Annotated in this window: 14 protein-coding genes, 1 pseudogene and 1 riboswitch; of the genes and pseudogenes, 7 read left to right on the top strand and 8 right to left on the bottom strand. The window is 60.2% G+C overall.

Going from position 1 to position 20,263, the window contains the following annotated elements; genetic code table 11:
• Positions 1 to 190: 190 nt before the first annotated feature.
• Positions 191 to 1,390 (top strand): HD-GYP domain-containing protein, encoded by a 1,200-nt coding sequence (locus tag ACWKWE_RS10270; protein ID WP_483850419.1) that lies wholly within the window; start codon positions 191 to 193, stop codon positions 1,388 to 1,390.
• 68 nt (positions 1,391 to 1,458) lie between these two features.
• On the opposite strand, the gene ACWKWE_RS10275 is transcribed toward ACWKWE_RS10270, so the two are convergent.
• The 5 genes from ACWKWE_RS10275 to ACWKWE_RS10295 all read right to left on the bottom strand — a co-directional run bounded on the left by ACWKWE_RS10275 (position 1,459) and on the right by ACWKWE_RS10295 (position 11,268).
• Positions 1,459 to 4,218 carry a winged helix-turn-helix domain-containing protein gene (locus ACWKWE_RS10275; RefSeq protein WP_483850420.1) on the bottom strand — a complete coding sequence of 920 codons (2,760 nt, stop codon included), beginning with the start codon at positions 4,216 to 4,218 and terminating at the stop codon, positions 1,459 to 1,461.
• Between the two features lie 359 nt (positions 4,219 to 4,577).
• Complete coding sequence (locus ACWKWE_RS10280) at positions 4,578 to 5,942, bottom strand: DUF1329 domain-containing protein (protein ID WP_166597289.1); 1,365 nt, start codon at positions 5,940 to 5,942, stop codon at positions 4,578 to 4,580.
• 15 nt (positions 5,943 to 5,957) lie between these two features.
• Positions 5,958 to 7,880 carry a DUF1302 domain-containing protein gene (locus ACWKWE_RS10285; protein WP_483850421.1) on the bottom strand — a complete coding sequence of 641 codons (1,923 nt, stop codon included), beginning with the start codon at positions 7,878 to 7,880 and terminating at the stop codon, positions 5,958 to 5,960.
• A gap of 366 nt (positions 7,881 to 8,246) precedes the next feature.
• Positions 8,247 to 9,923, bottom strand: coding sequence for a fatty acid--CoA ligase (locus ACWKWE_RS10290; protein ID WP_483850422.1), 1,677 nt, complete (start codon positions 9,921 to 9,923; stop codon positions 8,247 to 8,249).
• A gap of 142 nt (positions 9,924 to 10,065) precedes the next feature.
• Positions 10,066 to 11,268 (bottom strand): MFS transporter, encoded by a 1,203-nt coding sequence (locus ACWKWE_RS10295; protein WP_483850423.1) that lies wholly within the window; start codon positions 11,266 to 11,268, stop codon positions 10,066 to 10,068.
• Between the two features lie 92 nt (positions 11,269 to 11,360).
• On the opposite strand from ACWKWE_RS10295, the gene ACWKWE_RS10300 reads away from it, so the two are divergent.
• Positions 11,361 to 12,128 carry an AraC family transcriptional regulator gene (locus tag ACWKWE_RS10300; RefSeq protein ID WP_401149913.1) on the top strand — a complete coding sequence of 256 codons (768 nt, stop codon included), beginning with the start codon at positions 11,361 to 11,363 and terminating at the stop codon, positions 12,126 to 12,128.
• 130 nt (positions 12,129 to 12,258) lie between these two features.
• On the opposite strand, the gene ACWKWE_RS10305 is transcribed toward ACWKWE_RS10300, so the two are convergent.
• The gene (locus ACWKWE_RS10305) at positions 12,259 to 12,888 is read right to left on the bottom strand and encodes a LysE family translocator (RefSeq protein ID WP_483850424.1); all 630 of its coding nucleotides are present in this window, start codon (positions 12,886 to 12,888) and stop codon (positions 12,259 to 12,261) included.
• A gap of 90 nt (positions 12,889 to 12,978) precedes the next feature.
• Between ACWKWE_RS10305 and ACWKWE_RS10310 the strand changes: the two genes are divergently transcribed.
• From ACWKWE_RS10310 to ACWKWE_RS10320, 3 genes are all read left to right on the top strand, one after another.
• Positions 12,979 to 13,944, top strand: a complete 966-nt coding sequence (locus ACWKWE_RS10310; protein WP_483850425.1) for a 2-hydroxyacid dehydrogenase — start codon at positions 12,979 to 12,981, stop codon at positions 13,942 to 13,944.
• A gap of 207 nt (positions 13,945 to 14,151) precedes the next feature.
• The gene (locus tag ACWKWE_RS10315; protein ID WP_483850426.1) at positions 14,152 to 15,150 is read left to right on the top strand and encodes a methyltransferase; all 999 of its coding nucleotides are present in this window, start codon (positions 14,152 to 14,154) and stop codon (positions 15,148 to 15,150) included.
• 38 nt (positions 15,151 to 15,188) lie between these two features.
• Positions 15,189 to 15,312: riboswitch (yybP-ykoY riboswitch) on the top strand.
• 89 nt (positions 15,313 to 15,401) lie between these two features.
• Positions 15,402 to 15,986: a TMEM165/GDT1 family protein gene (locus ACWKWE_RS10320; RefSeq protein ID WP_166597224.1), complete on the top strand. Its 585-nt coding sequence runs from the start codon at positions 15,402 to 15,404 to the stop codon at positions 15,984 to 15,986.
• Between the two features lie 164 nt (positions 15,987 to 16,150).
• Here ACWKWE_RS10320 and ACWKWE_RS10325 read toward each other — a convergent pair whose 3' ends face one another.
• Complete coding sequence (locus tag ACWKWE_RS10325) at positions 16,151 to 16,969, bottom strand: M48 family metallopeptidase (RefSeq protein ID WP_166597225.1); 819 nt, start codon at positions 16,967 to 16,969, stop codon at positions 16,151 to 16,153.
• Between the two features lie 1,394 nt (positions 16,970 to 18,363).
• On the opposite strand from ACWKWE_RS10325, the pseudogene ACWKWE_RS10330 reads away from it, so the two are divergent.
• Both ACWKWE_RS10330 and ACWKWE_RS10335 read left to right on the top strand, forming a co-directional pair.
• Positions 18,364 to 18,558: pseudogene (locus tag ACWKWE_RS10330) on the top strand (HAMP domain-containing protein); the annotation flags it as partial.
• Positions 18,559 to 18,672: 114 nt separating this feature from the next.
• Complete coding sequence (locus tag ACWKWE_RS10335) at positions 18,673 to 19,416, top strand: methyl-accepting chemotaxis protein (protein WP_371928595.1); 744 nt, start codon at positions 18,673 to 18,675, stop codon at positions 19,414 to 19,416.
• A 185-nt stretch (positions 19,417 to 19,601) separates the two neighbouring features.
• Here ACWKWE_RS10335 and ACWKWE_RS10340 read toward each other — a convergent pair whose 3' ends face one another.
• Positions 19,602 to 20,231: an SOS response-associated peptidase gene (locus tag ACWKWE_RS10340; RefSeq protein ID WP_166597227.1), complete on the bottom strand. Its 630-nt coding sequence runs from the start codon at positions 20,229 to 20,231 to the stop codon at positions 19,602 to 19,604.
• Positions 20,232 to 20,263 lie beyond the last annotated feature (32 nt).

The raw sequence follows: 20,263 nt of genomic DNA on the forward strand, positions 1-20,263 counted from the left end.
CCTGTTTAGTATGAACAAAGTCCAAAATGCCCTGTTTTTAGGGGTTTGTTTAATTCATATATTTTTCAAAAACCCGCTCATATACTGGCACTGCGCAACCATTGGAATGTGTAGCGTTCGGGATGATAAGAAGTCGACCCGATGATCCCGCAGGGCAGCACAGACCCGAAGCGAAGAACGAGCAAGCTCCATGCTAAGAAAAATCGCGGTCTCCGACCTGACGCTGGGTATGTACATCCATGAATTTTGCCGCCCTCGTGTTCACGATCCGTTCTGGACCTTGCACGTGGAACGCGAACTGCGCGACGAAGCCGTGCTGCAGCGCATTCAGGAATCGACGCGCGAGGTGTGGATCGACACCCGGCGCGGCAAGAACCCCGATGAGCAGACGCCGATTCTGGCTGTCGCCTCGACCCACGTTCCCGCGCCTGACACCACCGCGAGTTCTATAGAGAAAGAGCTGGCGCGCGCCAAGATGATTTGTGGCCGAGCCAAAGATGCGGTGATGACCATGTTCACCGACGCCCGGATGGGCCGTGCGATGAACGCCGAAGACGTCGATTTGCTGGTCGAAGAAATCTCGACGTCGATCATGCGCCACCCTCACGCGCTGATCAGTCTGTCGCGTTTGAAAACGTCTGACGAATACACCTACATGCACTCGGTGGCGGTCTGTGCGCTGATGGTGGCACTCGCCCGTCAAATGAATCTGAGCGAAGACCAGGTGCGCGATGCGGGCGTTGCGGGCTTGATGCATGACGTCGGCAAGATGATGATTTCCCCCGCCATTCTCAACAAACCCGATCGCCTGACCTTCGATGAATACGAAGCGATGAAGCATCACCCGCAGGCCGGGCTGGAAATCCTGCAGAATTGCCAGCAGGTCACCAACGCCGTGCGCGACGTGTGCCTGCACCACCATGAAAAGGTCGACGGCAGCGGCTACCCCCACGGCCTAAGAGGCGACGAGATCAGCATCTTCGCCAAAATGGGCGCGATCTGTGACGTCTACGATGCGGTCACTTCAAACCGGCCTTACAAGCGAGGCTGGGACGCGGCGCAGTCCATCCGCGAAATGGCGTCGTGGAAAGGCCACTTTGACGAGAAAATCTTCCAGCACTTCGTCAAGACCGTCGGCATCTACCCCATTGGCGCACTGGTGCGCCTGAAAAGCGAACGGCTGGGCGTGGTGATAGAGCAAGGCGAAAAGTCGCTGCTGCACCCGAAAGTGAAGGTGTTCATGTACACCCGCACACGCATCACCTTCGAGCCGGAAGTCGTCAATTTGGGCGATCCCCGTGCACAGGACGGCATCGTCAAATTCGAATTGGCAGAAGACTGGGGCCTGGGGGATGTGGACGCGATGTGGGCGGGTGATGCGGCGCCGTAGCGGCTGAGATCGGCACTTAAATGCCGAATCTCAGTAGCTCAGCGCGTAGAGCGGCACTTTAATGCCGATCAACTCAACAGTCCCAATTCCTGCGCCCGCGCCACGGCCTGGGTTCTACGCTCCACGCCCAGCTTGCTGTTGATGTGGCTGGCGTGGGTTTTGACCGTGTGCAGCGAGATGAACAGCCGTTCGCTGATTTCCTGATTGGAACAGCCCTGAGCGATCAACTGAAGCACTCCGAGTTCGCGGGCGCTGAGCGCGTCGGCGCCGGGACATGGGGCGGTGTCGTTGATGTCCCGCGCGCAAGGCAGGTCTTTGCTGACATGGGGCGACAGTTGATTGAGCAGGTAATCGACGAGTCGGCAACGGGGGCGTTTCAGCAATTGCTCGCTCAGCCAGTCCGGGTGTTGGCGAATGACGGGGAGCAGGGGCAGGATCGCGCCACCGGTGGCGTTTTGGAGACTGCGGCCGAGCATCGTTTGTGCATGAGTTTTGTCTGCGGTGTCGAGCGCCAGGGTGAGCCACTGGCTCGTGGCGCTCAAGCCGAGTAGACCGGCGCCGATCTGTTGCGCATAAGTTTCCAGGCCCATCAGACGTTCGACGGATGCCTCCGTGCGACCTTGTATCTGATCCAGCATGGCGCGCAGCAATTCGATGTGTTGCGGCATGAGCGGCATGCATTCCGGCGCGGCGGCGGGATGGTCACCGCCATAGGTTTGCCCCAGACGCAAAAGCCAGGCGTCGGCGAGGTCGATTCTTCCCTGCGCCAGCCACAGCTCGCATTTCGCCAGCGTGATCATCGCCAGGTAATACACGGGCGGTACGTCCCAGATGTGCATCAGCCGCTCGGCTTCGGCCAGTTCCGCGAAGGCTTCGGCGAACCGCCCTTCCCGGCCCTCCATCCCGGCGATCACGCAATGACCGATCAGCACGCTGATGTCCCGGCACGCGCGCGCTTCGACCAGCCCGCTATCCAGTCGTTTGCGCCCGGCGTCGAACTGCAGGCATTGAACGAGCAAGTAGCCTTCATACAGCGTCAGCCGCGCACGAACCGCGTAAATCCGCTGCGAGGACAAACCGTTCAAGCGACGCAATCCCTGACGCACCTCTTCCAGAGAACGTAATGCTTCCCCCCTGGCCAAGAGCGTGCGCGCCCGGTCGTAGTGGGCCAGCGCCTCGAAGAGGGGATTGGCGACGCGTTGCGCCAATTCCAGCGCATCGCGGTTCAATGCCCGTGCGCGCCACAAGTCTCCGTCGGCAATGGCGAGATTGGCCAGGGTGGACAGGCACAACAGCCGCTGGCCGTAGCGCTTTTGAGGAAGGCTCACGAGCGCCTCGCTGCAATAGCGGTGCGCAGTGTCGCTGTCGCCACGGCCCCGGGCAATGATGCCGCTGAGGGCCAGCCACTGCGCCAGCATGGATTTCTGGGCAGTGGCCGAGGGTGCAGGCAGAAAACGACTGAGGTGATTGCCCAACTCTTCGGCAGCATCGAGCTGACAGGCCAGACCCAACGCCCACGCGTACAGCACGATCAAACGCGGCGTGCTGATCAGCAGGCTGTCAGGCAGGTCCATTTTCCAACGCAGCAACATGCCGACGTTTTGCTCGGCCAACAACTGCTCTTCGGACAGGTTCTGGACCAGATTGGCGGCGACATCGTGATGACCCGCGCGTAACGCTTGTTCGATGGCTTCGTCCAGCAGGCCTTGCTCGCTGAACCAGCGGCAGGCGTTCAAATGCAGACGTCTTTGTTGCGGCGCGACAGTGTTGCCCGCTCGGGCGCGCAGGAGATCGGAAAACAGGTGGTGATAACGGAACCAGCGCCCGTTCTCGTCCAACGGCACCAGAAAAACCTGATGCGCTTGCAAGAAAGCGATGATTTCCGTGCTGTCGTGACTGTCCCGCGCCGCGTCGCACAAGGGGCTGCAAAAGCGCTCAAGACAGGCGGTTTCATAGAGGAAGGCCTGGACGTCAGCAGGCAGGCAGTCGATAACCTCTTCGAGCAGGTAATCGCGGATCAGCCCTTCGCCGCCGTTCACCCCTTGAGTCAGGGTGTTACTGCCCGCCTCTGTCGCGGCGAGCAACCAGAAACGCAAACCGGCCACCCACCCTTCGCTGCGCTGTAGCAGGTTGTGTAGCGCTTCATCGGTCAACGAACTGCTGTGCTGATCCAGCACGGCCATTGATTCGTCGTCGGTCAGCCGCAGGTCGTTTTCGGAGAGTTCGAGCAATTGCCGGGACAACCGCAACCGCGCCAGGTGCCAGTCCGGGCGCTGTCGGCTGGTAACCATGACGATCAGACCCGCAGGCAGGTGATTGAGCAGAAATTGCAGGCAGCGGTCGAGCACCGGGCCTTGCACAAGGTGGTAGTCGTCGAGCACCAGCAGCAGCGGTTTGCTCAACATCAGGTGCATCGCCAATTCGTCCAGCAAACCGTCGAGCCACTCTTCAAAGGCAAAGGGCTGATGCCGCTGGCGCATTTTCAGCAGACCCAGCGCCTGATTGCCCAATTGAGGGAAGAATTGTTGAAGGCCTGACAGAAGACGTTCGAGGAAGCGACCGGGATCGCTGTCACGCTGGCTCAAGCCCAGCCAGAGGTTTTGCCATTGACCAGGAAGGCTCTCACAGAACTCCACTGCCAGCGAACTTTTGCCAAATCCGGCAGGCGCGCTGACCAGTAACAGCCGTCCTGACAACCCCGCACTCAGCCGCTCGCACAACCTGGGCCTGGGCACATAGCCTTCAGGCAGGGGTGGGCGGAAGAAACGTCCTTCCAACGCAGTGACTGCGTGATTTGCGATTCCTTGCAAACGCGACAGATCAGTCATGGCCGGCTCTTGTTAGAGGTGCTTGTTATTCGGCGTTCAGATGTCGGGAGACTAGCGGCTAAGTCAGCGCTTTTGAAGAATGTTCGACGAAAGACTGTAAGAAAACGTATCCCATCAACAGGGCGAATGTTGCTTTATATGTTTGGGGAGGGGAAGCAATACGTTTGTGGATATCTGTGAGAGTCGACTTGCGGGCTCTCGCACAAGTGAGGAACGGCTTAGAAAAAAACACCCCGAAAATTCGGGGTGTTTTCACGTGCAACCACGGGGTTCAGCCGTAGGGTAAAGCGGCGCAGGACAGCCCGTGCTCTGTAGCTGTGATCAACAATGCACGGCTCTGCGCCCATTCGTTTGCCTGATCAGCGCACGCCTTCCTGACGCAGCGCGTTAGGCTGGAAGTCGCTGATGGTGGCGGTGAAGCCGAAGTCGTAGGCCTTTTTCTCTTCGTTCTTCATGCCCAGCGCCAGGTAGCGGCCGGACTGCAGGTCGTAGAGGGCTTCGAGGGCGTACCACGGCACTTGCTTGTCGTAGTAGTTCTCGGCATGGGCTTCAGCGACGCGCCACAATTGGCCGCGACCGTCGTAGTGGTCGATGACAGCGGCTTGCCAGGTGTCTTCGTCGATGAAGAAGTCACGCTTGGCGTAGATGTGGCGCTGGCCTTCTTTCAGGGTGGCGGTCACGTGCCAGACGCGACGCAGCTCGTAGCGCGCCAGGTCCTGGTTGATATGGCCGGCTTTGATGATGTCGGCGTACTTGAGCTTCGGATCGTCAAGCTTGTAGCTGTCGGAGGCGATGTACAGCTCTTGTTTACCGATCAGTTTCCAGTCGTAGCGATCCGGTGCGCCGTTGTACATGTCGAGGTTGTCGGAGGTGCGCAGACCGTCGGCGGCGGTACCTGGACCGTCATAAGACACTTGCGGCGCACGACGCACGCGGCGCTGACCGGCGTTGTAAACCCACGCCGCACGCGGCTCTTTCACTTGGTCGAGGGTTTCGTGCACCAGCAGCACGGTCCCCGCCAGACGTGCCGGGGCGGTCACTTCTTGCTTGAAGTAGAACAGGATGTTGCCGGGATTCTTCGGATCGTAGTCCTTCATCTTGTCGCGGAAGACGAACTCGTCGTGGAAATACACCGGGTTGAACGAGCCGTTGGTTTGCGGCGTGGCTTGGGTCACCAGACGCGACACGCTACCGCCGCGATAGCGGGTGATGTGGTTCCAGATCACTTCCAGGCCATCTTTGGGAATCGGGAACGGCACCGCGGTTTCGAAGTTTTCCAGACCGTTGCCGCCACCGACCAGCTTGGTGTTGGTGGCGTTTTTCTTGATGGACGCAAAGACATCGGCGGGCACGGTCGCGCCACGATGCGACGGGTAAACCGGCATTTTGAACGTGTCCGGGTACCGTTTGAACATCGCGTACTGACCCGGTGCGAGCTTGTCCTTGTACTGATCGACGTTCTGCGCGGTGATGGTGAACAGCGGTTTTTCATTGGCGTACGGGTTGGCCAGGAAGCCTTTGTCATCCACCGCGCCCGCATTGGTCGCCATCGGGGTCCACGCCGGAATGGTACCGGCGGCGTTGCCGGCCTTCTCGGCGCCCATCGGCGTCAGCGTCGTGCCCAGCTTGGCCGCCTCGTCTGCGGAAACCGCTGCCATCACCCCGGTCGCCAGCAATGACAGACCCAGTACGCCGACGTGCAGCAGCCCCTTCGTGATTTTCATGTTCATGGTCATTCCTTAGAAGTTCATACCGAAGCTGAGGGCCACGAAGTCGCGGTCATCCACTGTGGTGTACTTGCCGTCGAAGAAGTTGGTGTAGGAAAGGTTGGCGGTGTAGGTGTTCTGATATTCCGCCTCCACGCCCAGGCTCACGGCCTTGCGACCTTCTTCGAAGTTGCCGCCAGGGCCTGGCGAATAACCTTTGACGTCGTGGGACCACGCCACGCTTGGCTTGAGGTTCACACCGGCGAACACGTTGTTGTAGTCCCAGATGGCACGGGCGCGATAACCCCACGAATCGGTGGTGGTGAAACCGTCGTTTTCGCAGTAGCGGCTGAGGTTGTTGAGCGGCGCGCCTGCCAGGGTGCTGGCGTTGAGCGCGGTACATTGACCATTCGGCAACGGGCCAGGGCCGTAGCTCGGGTCACGTCCGTAACGCAGTTTGGACGTGCTTTCCAGGCCACCGACGTGAGTCCAGCCCACCTCGCCCACCATGGTCAGACGCTCGGCGCCCATCACCTGATCGAAGAAGTGCGTGAAGGTGGTCTGCGCCTGGCTGACTTCCTTGCGGCGGTAGCCTTTCTGGTCAGCGCCCGGCGTGCCTTGCAGCAGCGCAACGCTTGGGTTCAGCGGCGTCAGGCCGGAATACAGAATGTCGGTGGTGTTCAGCTGAACCGGCGCGTTCGGGCGGTAGCTCAGCTCGCCGCTCCACGCCGTACCGGTAGGCAGCGTGGTGGAGAAGCTCAGGCCGAACAGGTGAATGTCTTCGGGGTATTCGACGTAATAGCTGGAGTTGGCCGCGACCACGACCGGCAGCAGCGTCGGCGCGAGGCTGGTGGCCACACCCAACGGTACGCCGCGGCTCGCCAGACCACCCACCAGACCGGCCGCACTGTAGGCGCTGGCCGGGCCACCCTTGCCACTGAAGATCGGCGAGCGGCTGTGGTAATTCATGTAGTAGGCGCCGAACTCGGTGTCCAGCGGCTCGAAGTTGTAGTGCATGGCCAGGCCGTACTGGCCGCTGTCGCGGGCATCGCGATCCGGGCCACGGGCCACGATGGCGCCCTCGTCAGGGCTGCCGAAGTTGACGCCACGCGCCGCCAGCGTCGCTTGAACCGGCCCCCGCAATGCGGCCGGCAAGGCGGCGTTCAAGCTGTTGCGAGTGCGCAGTACCGCCAGGTTGTTTTGGCAACCGTCGGCGATCACGTCAGGCTGCGAGAAGAAGGTGCCGCAGTTGTCGACGACCGTCTGGTCCCACTCCAGCTGATAGAAGCCTTCGGCCGACAGGTTCTCGGTCAGGCTTTGCGACAGGTAAAACATGTTGACCGGAATCAGGCCTTCCTTGATTTCCGAGCCAGGACGGCGAAACGCCGACACATCGATAGGGTTGATGCTGTTGATGCCGCCACCGATGAAGGTGCTCTCACCCCAACTCACCACCTGCTTACCGAAACGCACGGCGCCAGGCTGATCAGCAATGGAATAGTTGTGGTAAACGAACGCGTCGAGCAGCTGGAACCCTGAGGACTTCGCGCCTTCTTTGCGGCCTGAATCGCTGATGTCCTTGAACTCGCGGCCTTCATCCTTGAGTTCGAAGTCGTACCAGTACTTGCCCCGCAGGAATACGCCGGTGTCGCCGTATTTCAGCTCCAGATCGTGAATGCCCTTGAAGATCTTCGAAAAGGTTTCCCCACTTTTGAAGTTCAGGTGGCCGTCATCGGAGGTTTGCGAAAGACCGTGTCCGCCGTTGTTGGAACCGATGAGGTTCTTGTTGGCGTTCTGGGTAGACCAACTGGCGCCAACGGAGAGCGACGAGTCGAAATTACCTTCGATTTCACCGATGTTGAAACTGACGCCGAATGCAGGACCGGCGAGCGTGGAAGCGAGGCTGACGGCCAAGGGCAATCTTGCCCGGCGCCAGAACGGGTTTGCTGATGTCATCGACGCTACTCCATGTGCTTTTATTTTTATGGCAGTGGGTGCTTCCAGAAACGACTCAGGCAGACAGATCCGCGATGCCTGGGTGTCAACGCGTGTCGGGCAGCCCATGTAAAGCTGCGAAACGAGGCGGCGTTTTTCTCCGGTTCCTACCTACTGCCGACTATAGCCAGCAGGTACAACGGCTTGATCCCTCTAAAGTGTGATTTACAGCGTCGACGCCTCTGATCCGCCGATTTCGACGGACTCACGCGTGCGGCAAAGGGAGGATGGCTGAATTTAGGAATTTGGCAAGCAGGACGTCTAGACGGCGGCTTCGCGACACATCGCCCGGGTCAGGACCCGAGCGATGCATGCGAGCAAAATGACTCAGAGAGTCGAGAGGAAAGTACTGTTGGTGCTCTGCCATTCGAGGATGTCGAGGCGGATTTTCTTCTTGTCGAGCTTGCCGACACTGGTCTTGGGAATTTCAGTAACAAGGGCGATCTGGCTCGGAATCGCCCACTTGTTAATGTGCCCCTGTTCCACGAAAGGTTTCAGGTGTTCTTTCAAGGCCTTGGCGTCGACCACATGACCTTCGCGCACCACCAGTAACGCAAAGGGACGTTCACCCCATTGCGGATCGGCGACCCCGACCACGGCCACTTCGCGCACGCCGGGATGGCGGCTGCACAGGTCTTCGAGCTCCAGCGAAGACACCCATTCCCCGCCCGTCTTGATCACGTCCTTGATGCGATCGCGAATGTCGATGCCGCCCATGCTGTCGAGCGTCGCCACGTCGCCTGTGTGCAGCCAGCCACCGGCCCACAGCTCGGCGCCTTTTTGCGGTTCGCGGTAGTAGCTCTCGGTCAGCCATGGCGCGCGCAACACCAACTCGCCTTGGGTCTCGCCATCGGACGGCAGGAAATTGCCCTCGCTGTCGACAATCGCGGCTTCCACCAAAACACCGGGTGTACCGGCCTTGATCCGGTACGTGATGCGCTCGTCTTCGCTGCCCGCCATCAGTTCGTCGTTCAAGTGCGCCACCGAGACGAGGGGCCCGGTTTCGGACATGCCATACGCACCCGTCAGTTGAATGCCCTTGGCCTTGGCCGCTTCGTAGAGCGAACGGTTGAGCGAGCTGCCGCCGATGATGATGTTCCAGCCGGTGAAATCCACATCCTTGGCGGCCTTGGCGTTGAGCACCATTTGCATGATGGTCGGCACACAGTGGGAGAACGTGACCTTCTCCTTGCGCCATAGCTCGACCAGCAACTCCGGGTCATAACGACCGGGGTAAACCTGCTTCACGCCAAGCATGGTGGCCGCGTACGGCACACCCCACGCATGCACGTGGAACATCGGCGTGATCGGCATGTAGACCTTGTCGCTGCACAGCTGCCCTTCGACGCTGCCCATGATCGTCGCGACGGCCAGGGTGTGCAGCACCAACTGACGGTGAGTGAAATACACACCTTTGGGGTTGCCCGTGGTGCCGGTGGTGTAGAAGGTCGTCGCCACCGAGTTCTCGTCAAAATCTTCGAAGCGGTAGTGCGGACTGGTAGCCGCCAGCAGCGTTTCGTACTCACCCACGAGGTTCGGGAGGTCGGCGGTCTTGTCTGCCGTATCGGTGAGCAACAGGGTCTTCTCGACCGTGGTCAGCTTGCTCGCGAAGCATTGATAGAGGGGAACGAACTCGCTGTTGACCAGCACGAACTTGTCTTCGGCGTGGTTCATGGTGAACAGAATCTGATCCGGCGAGAGGCGCACGTTGATGGTGTGAATCACGGCGCCAATCATGGGAATCGCAAACATGCATTCCAGGTAACGATGGCTGTCCCAATCCATGACGGCCACGGTGTCACCCGCTTTCACCCCCGCCTCGGTCAGCACATTGGCCAGTCTGCAGATGCGCTCGTTGAGGGTCAGATACGAATAGCGTGATTGGTCCCGGTAAACGATTTCCCGCGATTTCTCGTAACGACTGCCCGACATCAGCAGACTTTTGATCAACAGGGGGTACTGGTACGCGCCATCGGCTGGCGGAATCACGCGAGTCTGCAGCATAGGAATCCCTTTTCAAGATGCATGGGCGGTGCTGAAAATATGCACTCTAGAGCCTTCACTCGCCAGCCAAATCAGCCAAAGGGATGATTCGATTGACGAGTGACCATGCAGGCATTGCGCCATTTGACAGGGTGAAACGGCCCTAAGCGAGCTGAGCCGAGGGGTTTTCAGCCGGAGTGCGTGGGAAAACGGCCGCCGCAAGGAATGTCAATGCCGCGAAGCCCGCCAGGATGACGTACAGCCCCGCCAGCCCTTGTCGTGGCTCGACGTAGGCAATCAACGGAATCGCTGTAGCACTCGCGCCGAAGGACAGGAAGTAACGCAACGCGAATACCCGCGACTGCCATTGCGGCGCGACGAAGTTAGCGACCATCGCATCGTTAACCGTCACCTGACCGAACACCACGAACATGAAACCTGCCCCCAGCATTATCACCGGCCAGCTGTCGACGTAGGCCAGCGCGAACAGAAACGGTGCCTGGCAGACGGTCAGGATCACGAACGGCCACTTGAGGCTGAACCGGTCGAGGAAACGGCCGATGGTCAATTGCGCAATCGCCCCGAAGGCGTAGGCCAGGCTGACGACGAGACCCAAGGTTTGCGGCGAGGCGAACAGGTCGTGCAAGCGATCCTGAAACAGCTTCGGATACGTCATGGTGGTGGCGTTGAACACCACACCGCCGGTGGCCGTGGCGATGGCCAGCACGCTGAAGACCATTGTCATGGAGATACGCTGGCCGGATTTGCCTTTCGGCGCAGTGTGCGCCCGCACCGGGATCGGCTCGTCCTTGATCTGCCAGGCGAACGCCAGTCCGATCAGAATCGACACGCTGCCCGGCAGGATGAACGCTGAGCGCCAGCCAAATTGCGCGACGAGAAAGCCCGTCAGCAGCGCGGAAAACGCCACGCCCAGGTTGCCCCACATGCCGTTGACACCGATTTCGCGGCCACGGTTTTGTGCGTAGGCCACCAGCATGGCAGTGCCGACGGGGTGATAGATGGCGGCAAACACGCCCACCAGCGTCATGCCGACCGCCAGCATGGTTGTGCTGGTGCTCAGCCCGGTGATGATCGAAGCCGCGCCGATCCCAAAGAAGAACAGCAGCATCATGTGCCGCCGACTCCAGCGATCACCGAGCCAGCCCGCCGGTAGCGAGCAAGCCCCGAAAGCGATGAAACCGCCCAGCGACAGGCCGATGAGTTGCGCGTAATCCAGCGCAAAGGCCTGTGTCATGCCCAGCACGGCGGCCGGAAAAATCAGCATGAACATGTGATCGATGACGTGGGCGGCGTTAATGAAATGGATCACCCGTCGGGGCGAGTTGGATCGTTGGGATTGACTCATGGCAGCGCATCCTGAGGCTTGCGGTGAAGGTGGATGCTCATGCTAAGTTGGCGACAATTCGCATTTCAGACAACAAAGTCATCGAATCCGCCATGTTGATCAATCACCTCCGCCACAGCCCCGTGACCGCTCACCCTGCGGACTACCCCGAAGGCGGCTATCACCCGTGGCACATTCACGCCGAGGCGCAGTTGCTCTATGCGGTCAGCGGCATGATGCGGCTGGTGACCAAAACCGGCGCTTGGGTGATTCCGCCAACGCGGGCGGTGTGGATTCCGCCGATGGTGGAGCATGAGACGTTCATGTCCGGCGAGGTGCTGATGCGCTCGCTGTTCATCGCCGGCGAACACTGCCCACCGGGGTTGAATCAGTGTTGCGTGCTGGCGGTTACGCCGCTTTTGCGCGAGTTGATCGTGCGGGCCACTCAAGGTGACGAGCATGCGGCCAATCCGCTGATCCAACAGTTGATGCTGGAAGAAGTCGCCGGGCTGAAAAACCTGCCGCTGCACATCCCGATGCCCCGAGACCGGCGTCTGCACAGCATTTGTATGTCCGTGCTCAAGGCCCCCGATCACGGCAACACGCTGGAGGATTGGGCGCAGGAAGTCGGCGCCAGCTCACGCACACTGACGCGGCTGTTCAAACAGGAATTGGACCTGAGTTTCAACGCGTGGCGTCAGCAAGTGCGCTTGATGGAAGCGTTGCCGAGACTGCTCGATGGCGAGAGTGTGCAGCGGGTGGCGAATGATCTGGGGTATGGCAGCGCACGCGCGTTCAGCGCGATGTTCAGCCGCCTCTTGGGAGAGAGCCCCCGGGAGTATCTGGGGGCGTTGCGGCAGTTGAGCCAGCTGAAGCGATAGAGACTCCCTGTAGGAGTGAGCTTGCTCGCGATAGCGGTGGGCCTGTGCCGATTGTTCTGACAGACGTGACACCATCGCGAGCAAGCTCACTCCTACAGATTAAAAGCATCCAGCATGACAACGACTTAGATCAATGCATCTCGGTCAACGCGAGCTTCAGCCCCAGCGCGACCAACACCCCGCCCATTGCCCGATCGAACCAATGCCCCATGCGGGCGAAACCGGCCCGAACACGCTCCTGGCTGAACAGACGCGCCACCAGACAAAACCAGACGCCGGTCGCGCCGGCCAGATAAACGCCATAACCCGCCTGAACCAGCAGCGGCGTATGTGGGTTGATCACGACAGTGAACAGCGACAGGAAAAACAGCGTCGCTTTCGGGTTCAAACCGTTGGTCACGAAACCGGCGGTAAAGGCGCCTCGCGCCGTTCGCTCGCCCTTGGCAAGATCAACCGGTGCGTCCGATGCGTTCGCCGGTTTGGCGCGCAGGGCCTTGATGCCGATGTACAGCAGGTACGCCGCAGCGGCCCACTTCAACGCGTTAAACAGCACGATGGACTGAGACACGATCAGCCCGATGCCCAGCAACGAATAGCCAACGTGCAGGAAAATCGCCGTCCCCACGCCCATGGCGGTGTAAGTGCCCGCCTTGCGGCCATGGGTCACGCTCTCGCGGACGACCACCGCGAAGTCCGGGCCGGGGCTGGCCACAGCGAGCAGGTGAATGAGGGCTACGGTGAAAAATTCCGTCCAGTACATCGAAGGGTCTCCAAGGCGCTTTGGCCAATGACATGCGCTGTTACGTTCGCTACCTTACGCTTCCTATCCAACGGACAAAAGGTACAGCTGATGTCGAGTCAACGCAGAGCAGTTTTCCTGGATCACACCTCACTGGATCTCGGCGATCTGGACCTGAATCCCTGGCGTGAAACCTTTGGTGAACTGGTCCTGCATTCCAGCACGACGGCTGATCAGGTGATTGAAAGCCTGCAAGGTGCGCACGCAGTGATTTCCAACAAAATCATGATCGATGCCGCCACGTTCGCAGCGTGTCCTGACCTCAAGCTGGTACTCGTCACGGCCACGGGTGTGAACAACGTGGACCTCGACGCAGCGCGCAAACATGGCGTCGTGGTCAGCAACTGCCAGGGATACGGCACGCCGTCCGTGGCGCAGCATGCCTTGATGTTGTTGCTGGCGATGGCCACGCGTCTGCCGGACTATCAGCAGGCGATTCAACAGGGTCAGTGGCAGAAGTCGAAGCAGTTCTGTCTGCTGGACTTCCCCATCGTGGAGCTGGAAGGCAAGACACTGGGCCTGTTGGGCCATGGCGAACTGGGCGGCGCGGTGGCGAAACTCGCCGAAGCGTTTGGCATGCGCGTGATCGTGGGCCAGATTCCCGGCCGCCCTGCCCGGCCGGATCGCGTGCCGTTGCACGAATTGCTGCCGCAAGTCGACGCCCTGACCCTGCATTGCCCGCTCAATGAACACACCCGCGACATGATCAACGCCCACGAACTGAGCCTGATGAAACCCAAGGCGTTCATCGTCAACACCGCGCGTGGAGGATTGATCAACGAACAAGCGCTGGCCGACGCCCTGCGCAACGGCCATCTGGGCGGCGCGGCCACCGACGTGTTGACTGTCGAGCCACCGGTCAACGGCAACCCGCTGCTGTCCGGCGACATCCCGCGCCTGATCGTCACCCCTCACAGCGCTTGGGGCAGCCAAGAAGCCCGCCAGCGCATCGTCGGCCAAGTCAACGAAAACGCCCGCGCGTTCTATGCCGGTGCGCCGATTCGGGTGGTCGGCTGAGTGCCCCGCAATCTGTAGGAGCGTGGCTTGTCCCGCGAACGGCGACGAAGTCGTCGTAAGTTCGGTGACAGCGGTGTGGCAGGAACACCACATTTCCAGGTGTTACGACGGGTTCCCCGCCGTTCGCGGGACAAGCCACGCTCCTACAGTAGATCGGTGTTTGGCCGTTTCCCCTGTTAAACTCCGCTCTTTTTTCAGGAGCCGATGATGGACCCGCGCAGTGAAGTGTTACTCCGTCAGGCCGAGCTTTTTCAGGGTTCGTTGCTGCTCGCCAATCTGCCCGCCGACGACCTGCTGGGCACACTGCCGAACGCCCGAGGCTGGAGCTGGCATGCCGGGGATTTCGCCGCGCTGGACACCCGCTTCAACGGTCGCACCCATTTCGGGACTGAAGCACCCGCCGAGCCGCTAGAGGCGGCGGTGCTGTTCTTGCCGAAAGCCAAAGACCTCACCGATTACCTGCTGAACGCTCTCGCCTCGCGCCTGGCTGGTCGCGAACTGTTCCTGGTGGGCGAAAAGCGCGCCGGCATCGAAGCGGCGGCCCGTCAGCTCAGCCCATTTGGCCGTGCGCGCAAACTCGATAGCGCTCGTCATTGCCAGCTGTGGCAGGTCACCGTCGAGGACGCCCCTCAAGCCATCGAATTGAACAGCCTCGCCAAACACTTCGACATCGAAGTGCAAGGCGGCCCTTTGAAAGTCGTCAGCCTACCCGGCGTGTTCAGCCATGGCCGTCTGGATCGCGGCTCGGCCCTGCTGCTGGACAATCTGGATCGCTTGCCCACCGGCCATTTGCTCGACTTCGGCTGCGGCGCGGGCGTGTTGGGCGCTGCGGTCAAACGTCGCAACCCCGACATGAACGTGACGATGCTCGATGTCGACGCCTTCGCCACGGCCAGCACCCGCTTGACGCTCGTCGCCAACGGTCTTGAAGCCGAGGTCATTACCGGTGACGGCATCGACGCCGCGCCGGAACATCTGGACGTGATTCTGACCAATCCGCCCTTCCACACAGGCGTGCACACTGATTACGCTGCAACTGAAAGTCTGCTGAGAAAAGCCCGCGAACATCTGAAAAAAAGTGGCGAACTGCGCTTGGTCGCCAATAGCTTCCTGCGTTACCAGCCGATCATCGAGCAGCATCTGGGCGTATGTGCCGTCATGGCCGAAGGGAATGGTTTCCGGATTTACCGCGCCAAACGCGCCTGAAATTAACGCTTGCCGAACCGGATTCTCGAAGGCAGAATCCGCTCCGTCCTAGGGGAGTAGTCTCCCACGAGCGCCACGCTCGTCCGGCGTGCATCAACATACTTGGTCCTCAGACCATGGTGCGCGCGACCCCGGAATCCGCATCAGACGGATCGGTGGTTTGACAAGACCTATGACACGAACATCCTGACCCGGGGCGGGGAGGTTGTACGTGTCATAGCCGTGTTGACCCGCCCCTTAGGAAAATCCTGATGCTGGAATCCCTGTTGGTCCCCACCGCAGTCGTCGCACTGGCCGAAATCGGTGACAAGACCCAACTCCTCGCGCTCATCCTCGCAGCCCGCTTTCGCAAGCCCTGGCCGATCATCGCCGGTATTGTCGCAGCCACGCTCGCCAACCACGCCGCAGCCGGTGCCGTGGGTGCCTGGTTCGGCAGTTTTTTCTCCGATGCCATGCTGCACTGGATTCTCGCCGCGAGCTTCACCGCCACCGCGCTGTGGACGCTGGTTCCAGACAAGATGGACGACGACGAAGCCAACACCGCGCGCAAATTCGGCCCGTTCATGACCACGCTGATTGCGTTCTTTCTCGCGGAAATCGGCGACAAGACGCAAATCGCGACCGTTATGCTGGCGGCGCAGTATTCGTACCTGTGGCTGGTGATTCTGGGCACGACGCTGGGCATGCTGCTGGCCAACGTACCGGTGGTGCTGGCAGGTAACTTCGCGGCGGAAAAACTGCCCCTCACCTTGATCCGTCGCCTGGCGGCGGGGGCATTCTTCATTCTCGCCATCGTGGCGGTGTACAAGGCGATGCAGGTGAGCGGCTGGATTTAACCCCACCTGAAATACCGCATCACCCGTGTCGGAATGCTCATCCCTGTGGGAGCGAATTCATTCGCGATTGGCCAGTACATTCGATACATATCTGTCGTTTGTGAGCCCTTTTCGCGAATGAATTCGCTCCCACAGTTGGGATCGCGTCAATCATCAAATGAGGGTCACCCCTTCGGCGCTTGCTCGTAGAGCGGCATCACCTTTGGAATCGCTGCCTGCAACGAGGCAATCCGATTGGACGAAGCCGGGTGTGTGCTCATGAACTCCGGCTGCGACGCCCCCGCCTGAGCCTGCATCTTTTGCCACAGGGTGATCGCAGCGTTGGGGTTGTAACCGGCACGGGCCGACAGTTCCAGGCCGATCAGGTCGGCTTCGTTTTCATTGGCACGGCTGTTCGGCAACGTCAGGCTGTAATTGACCACGGTGTCGGCCAGCGCCAGGCTGTCCTGCCCCAGACCGAGCAATGAGCCTGCGCCTGTCTTGGCCATCTGGATGCCATACGCCTTGGACATCGCTTCACGACCGTGCTCGCGCAAGGCATGGGCGATTTCATGCCCCATCACCGCCGCCAATTCGTCATCGCTGAGTTTGAGCGTATCGATCAAACCGCTGTACACGATGATCTTCCCGCCCGGGCCGCAGTTGGCGTTCAGCTCATCGCTCTTGATCAGGTTCACATCCCACTGCCACTGGGCGGCATCCGGACGCAGCTTCGGCGCTTGGGCGATCAGCCGCTGGGCAACGGCTTGCACGCGCTTGGCTTCGGCGCTGTCCTTATCCAACACACCCTTGGACGACGCCTCGCTGACCGTTTGCTGGTAGGACTGCGCGTACATCTGATTGACCTGATCAGTCGACAACATGCTGAACATGTACTGCTTGCGCTCGACGCCCACCGAATCTCCGCTGGTGGTGTTGACGGCTTGACAGCCTGCCACCAGCAACGCGGCGCTCAGGGAACAGAGAGTAAAGGCCTTACGCATGTTGTATCTCCTTGGAAACAAGGCGCTCATCCTAGGCCGTACGCCCGGTGAGTGCCATATAGCAGCCGATTGCCATATAAATAGCGGTTAAAAATTCGCACATTTGTAACAGAGATAAAACATTCCCCTTAGTTCCTGCATCAGCGCTTCAAAAAGTTCGAAGGCCTTAGAAACCGTGGGCTGTGGGCGACATACCCAATTGCGACCTGAGCGATTCAAAAGCGGCCACTTCGTCGGTTTCGCCTCAATTAAGTGCGAGACAAGGCGATATCTCCTTCAGGCGTAATTCCACGTCCGGAGCCACTATGAAGTTCAAATCGATACAGTTTTCAGTTGCGGCACTGGCGGGTGCCATCGTGCTCAGCGTCGTGGCTGCCCTTGTGCTTTATTCCTTGTTTTCCGGGGCCCGAACTCAGGAACTGGTGGACAAGCGCACCACCGCACAATTCGAACAGGCTATCCAGCAGCGCCTGACCGCGATTGCGCGCACCCAGGCCAGTGAAATCCAGCGCGAACTGGAAGCGCCGCTGCACACCGCAGCCGGCCTCGCGACCATGAACGCCACGCTGGGCATGAAAGACAGCAAGGGCGAACCGCTGCTGAAAGTCAGCCGCGAGCAATTGCTCAACGTGCTGCACGAAACCGTCGTGCGGAACCCGAAAATTCTCGGTTCCTACATTGGCTGGGAAAAAGACGTGCTGGATCACAACGATGCCGCGTACGCCGAGACGCCCATCACCGGCGTCGATCCGAAGGACGGCCGCTTCATGGCCTGGTGGTATCGCAAGCCGGACGGCACGTTCAACCTGGAAAAACTCGCCAGCCTCGAAGACACCAAAATTCTCTCCACGGGCATCCGCTCCAGCGAGTACTACCTGTGCTCACGAGAAACCCGCAAACCCTGCGTGATCGACCCGGCCCCTTATAAAGTCGGCGACAAAATGGTCATGCTGTCGTCGTTCATCGAGCCGATCATGCTGGACGGCAAGTTTCAGGGCATCGTCGGCGCCGACCTGTCGGTGAACTTCATCCAGGACATGCTCGAAGGCGCTGATAAAAAGCTCTATGAGGGCGCCGGTGACATGGCGCTGATCGCCACCAACGGTCGACTGGTCGCCTACACCAAGGACACCAGCAAGCTCGGCGAGAAGGCCAGCGACATCCTCGATGCAAACGAAGTCGCGAACCTCAACACCATTACCAAAGGCGAAGTGCGTTACGACATCGACAAGGAACACGGCCACATCGAGCTGTACATGCCGTTCGGGATCGGCGACACCGACGCGCGCTGGACCCTGATGATTCGCATGCCGGTCAACGCCGTGATGGCCGACCTGCAAAAGCTGCAAAGTGATTTGGCGCACCAACGTGAAACCGACATTTTCGGCATGACCATGGTCGGCCTGTTGATCGCCGCACTGGGGCTGTTGATTGTCTGGTTTGTGGGTCGCGGGATTGCGCGTCCGCTGAAACAGATGGTGGTGATGCTCGACGACATCGCCAAGGGCGAAGGCGACCTCACCCGCCGCCTGACCAGCGACCGTGCCGACGAACTCGGCGCGATTGCCACGGGATTCAACACCTTCCTCGGCAAGCTGCAGGTAATGATCAGCCAGGTAGTGACCTCGGTGCAGAAAGTCAGCGATTCGTCCGAACACACCGCCGACATCGCCATTCGCACCAACAAAGGCGTGCATAAACAGATGGCGGAGATCGATCTGGTCGCCACGGCCGTGCATGAAATGACCGCCACCGCTCAGGACGTCGCACGCAACGCCACTCAGGCCGCACAAGCCGCGAACCACGCGGATGATGCCGCCAATCAAGGCATGCGCATCGTCCACAACACTTCGAACTCCATCAGCGAACTGGCCGTGGAAATCGGCCGCGCCGTGGGCGTGGTGCAGACGCTGGCCAAGGACAGCGAGAACATCAACGCGATCCTGACGGCCATTCGCGGGATTGCCGAGCAGACCAATCTGCTCGCCCTCAACGCGGCTATTGAGGCGGCCCGCGCGGGCGAGCAAGGCCGAGGCTTCGCCGTCGTGGCCGATGAAGTGCGAAATCTGGCGCAGAAGACGCAACAAGCCACCGAAGAAATCCAGAGCATGATTCAGGCCCTGCAGACCGGCACGCGGCAAGTGGTCAAGGTCATGGAAGACAGTCAGACCAAGACCGACGAAAGCGTGGGCCATGCGGCGGAAGCAGCGCAGGCACTGGAAAGCATTACCAAGGCCGTGTCGGTGATCAACGACATGAACACCCAGATCGCCAGTGCCGCCGAAGAACAGAGCGCCGTGGCCGACGACATCAACCGCAATGTGATCAACATCGGTCAGGTCGCGAACGAGGTGGCGGGCGGTGCGGATGAGTCGAGCCAAGCGAGTGCCGAGTTGACCAAGTTGGCGGAGCAACAACGCCGGTTGATCAATCAGTTCAGGGTTTGATGCAAAAAATGCGGCGTGCCTGACCCGCCGCATTACTCACTGTAGGAGCGAATTCATCCGCGAAAAGGGGTCAGGCACCAGAGATGAGTCGGATGTACCGACCATTCGCGAATGAATTCGCTCCCACAGGGGGATGGCGTTTCCACAATTCCGGGTAGAAACCGGGAACGTTGGAGCCGCATGCCTTACAACGGCGTCAAACACTCCGGTGCATTGAGCTTCGGATCGTTCACCAGGTTTGCCAATGGCCGCTCACGCAGTTGCATCTGCGGCGCAGCCAGCAGCGATTGCAACGTCGGCATCGTGGCCTCGGGGTCGAGCCAGGCGGCCTGCCCTTCAGCATCGAGAATCAGCGGCCTGCGTTGACTCATTGCCGCTTGCGTCACCACCGCCACACTCAGGTACACGTGCCCCTCCACCGGATACGCTTCCCAGATCGCGGCAAAAAACAGCGCCGAACCTTCACCCGGCGTCAACCAGAAAGGGCGCTTGCGCACCGTTCCACGCCATTCGTAAAAGCCATTCGCGGGCAGTAGACACCGTCGCTCACGAAACGCCTGACGAAACATCGGTTGTTCGGCCAGGGTTTCGGCCCGTGCGTGCGCTGGGGTTTTCGACATGTCCGTCAGCCAGGGCGGGGTCAGCCCCCAGCGTGCCCGCGCCAGTTCACGACCGCCCTCCTCGCCCTGCGCTGCCCGCATCATCAGCACCGAATCGGCAGGCGAAATGTTCCACTGCGCCTGCTGGTCTGCCGGGAATCCGGGCAAGGCCGCAAAAGCGGGCGTCCAACGAAACAGCGCATAACGTCCACACATGGGCTCAGGGCAACTCGTCTGTAAAGCAATTC

This window comes from Pseudomonas salicis, assembly GCF_057128705.1.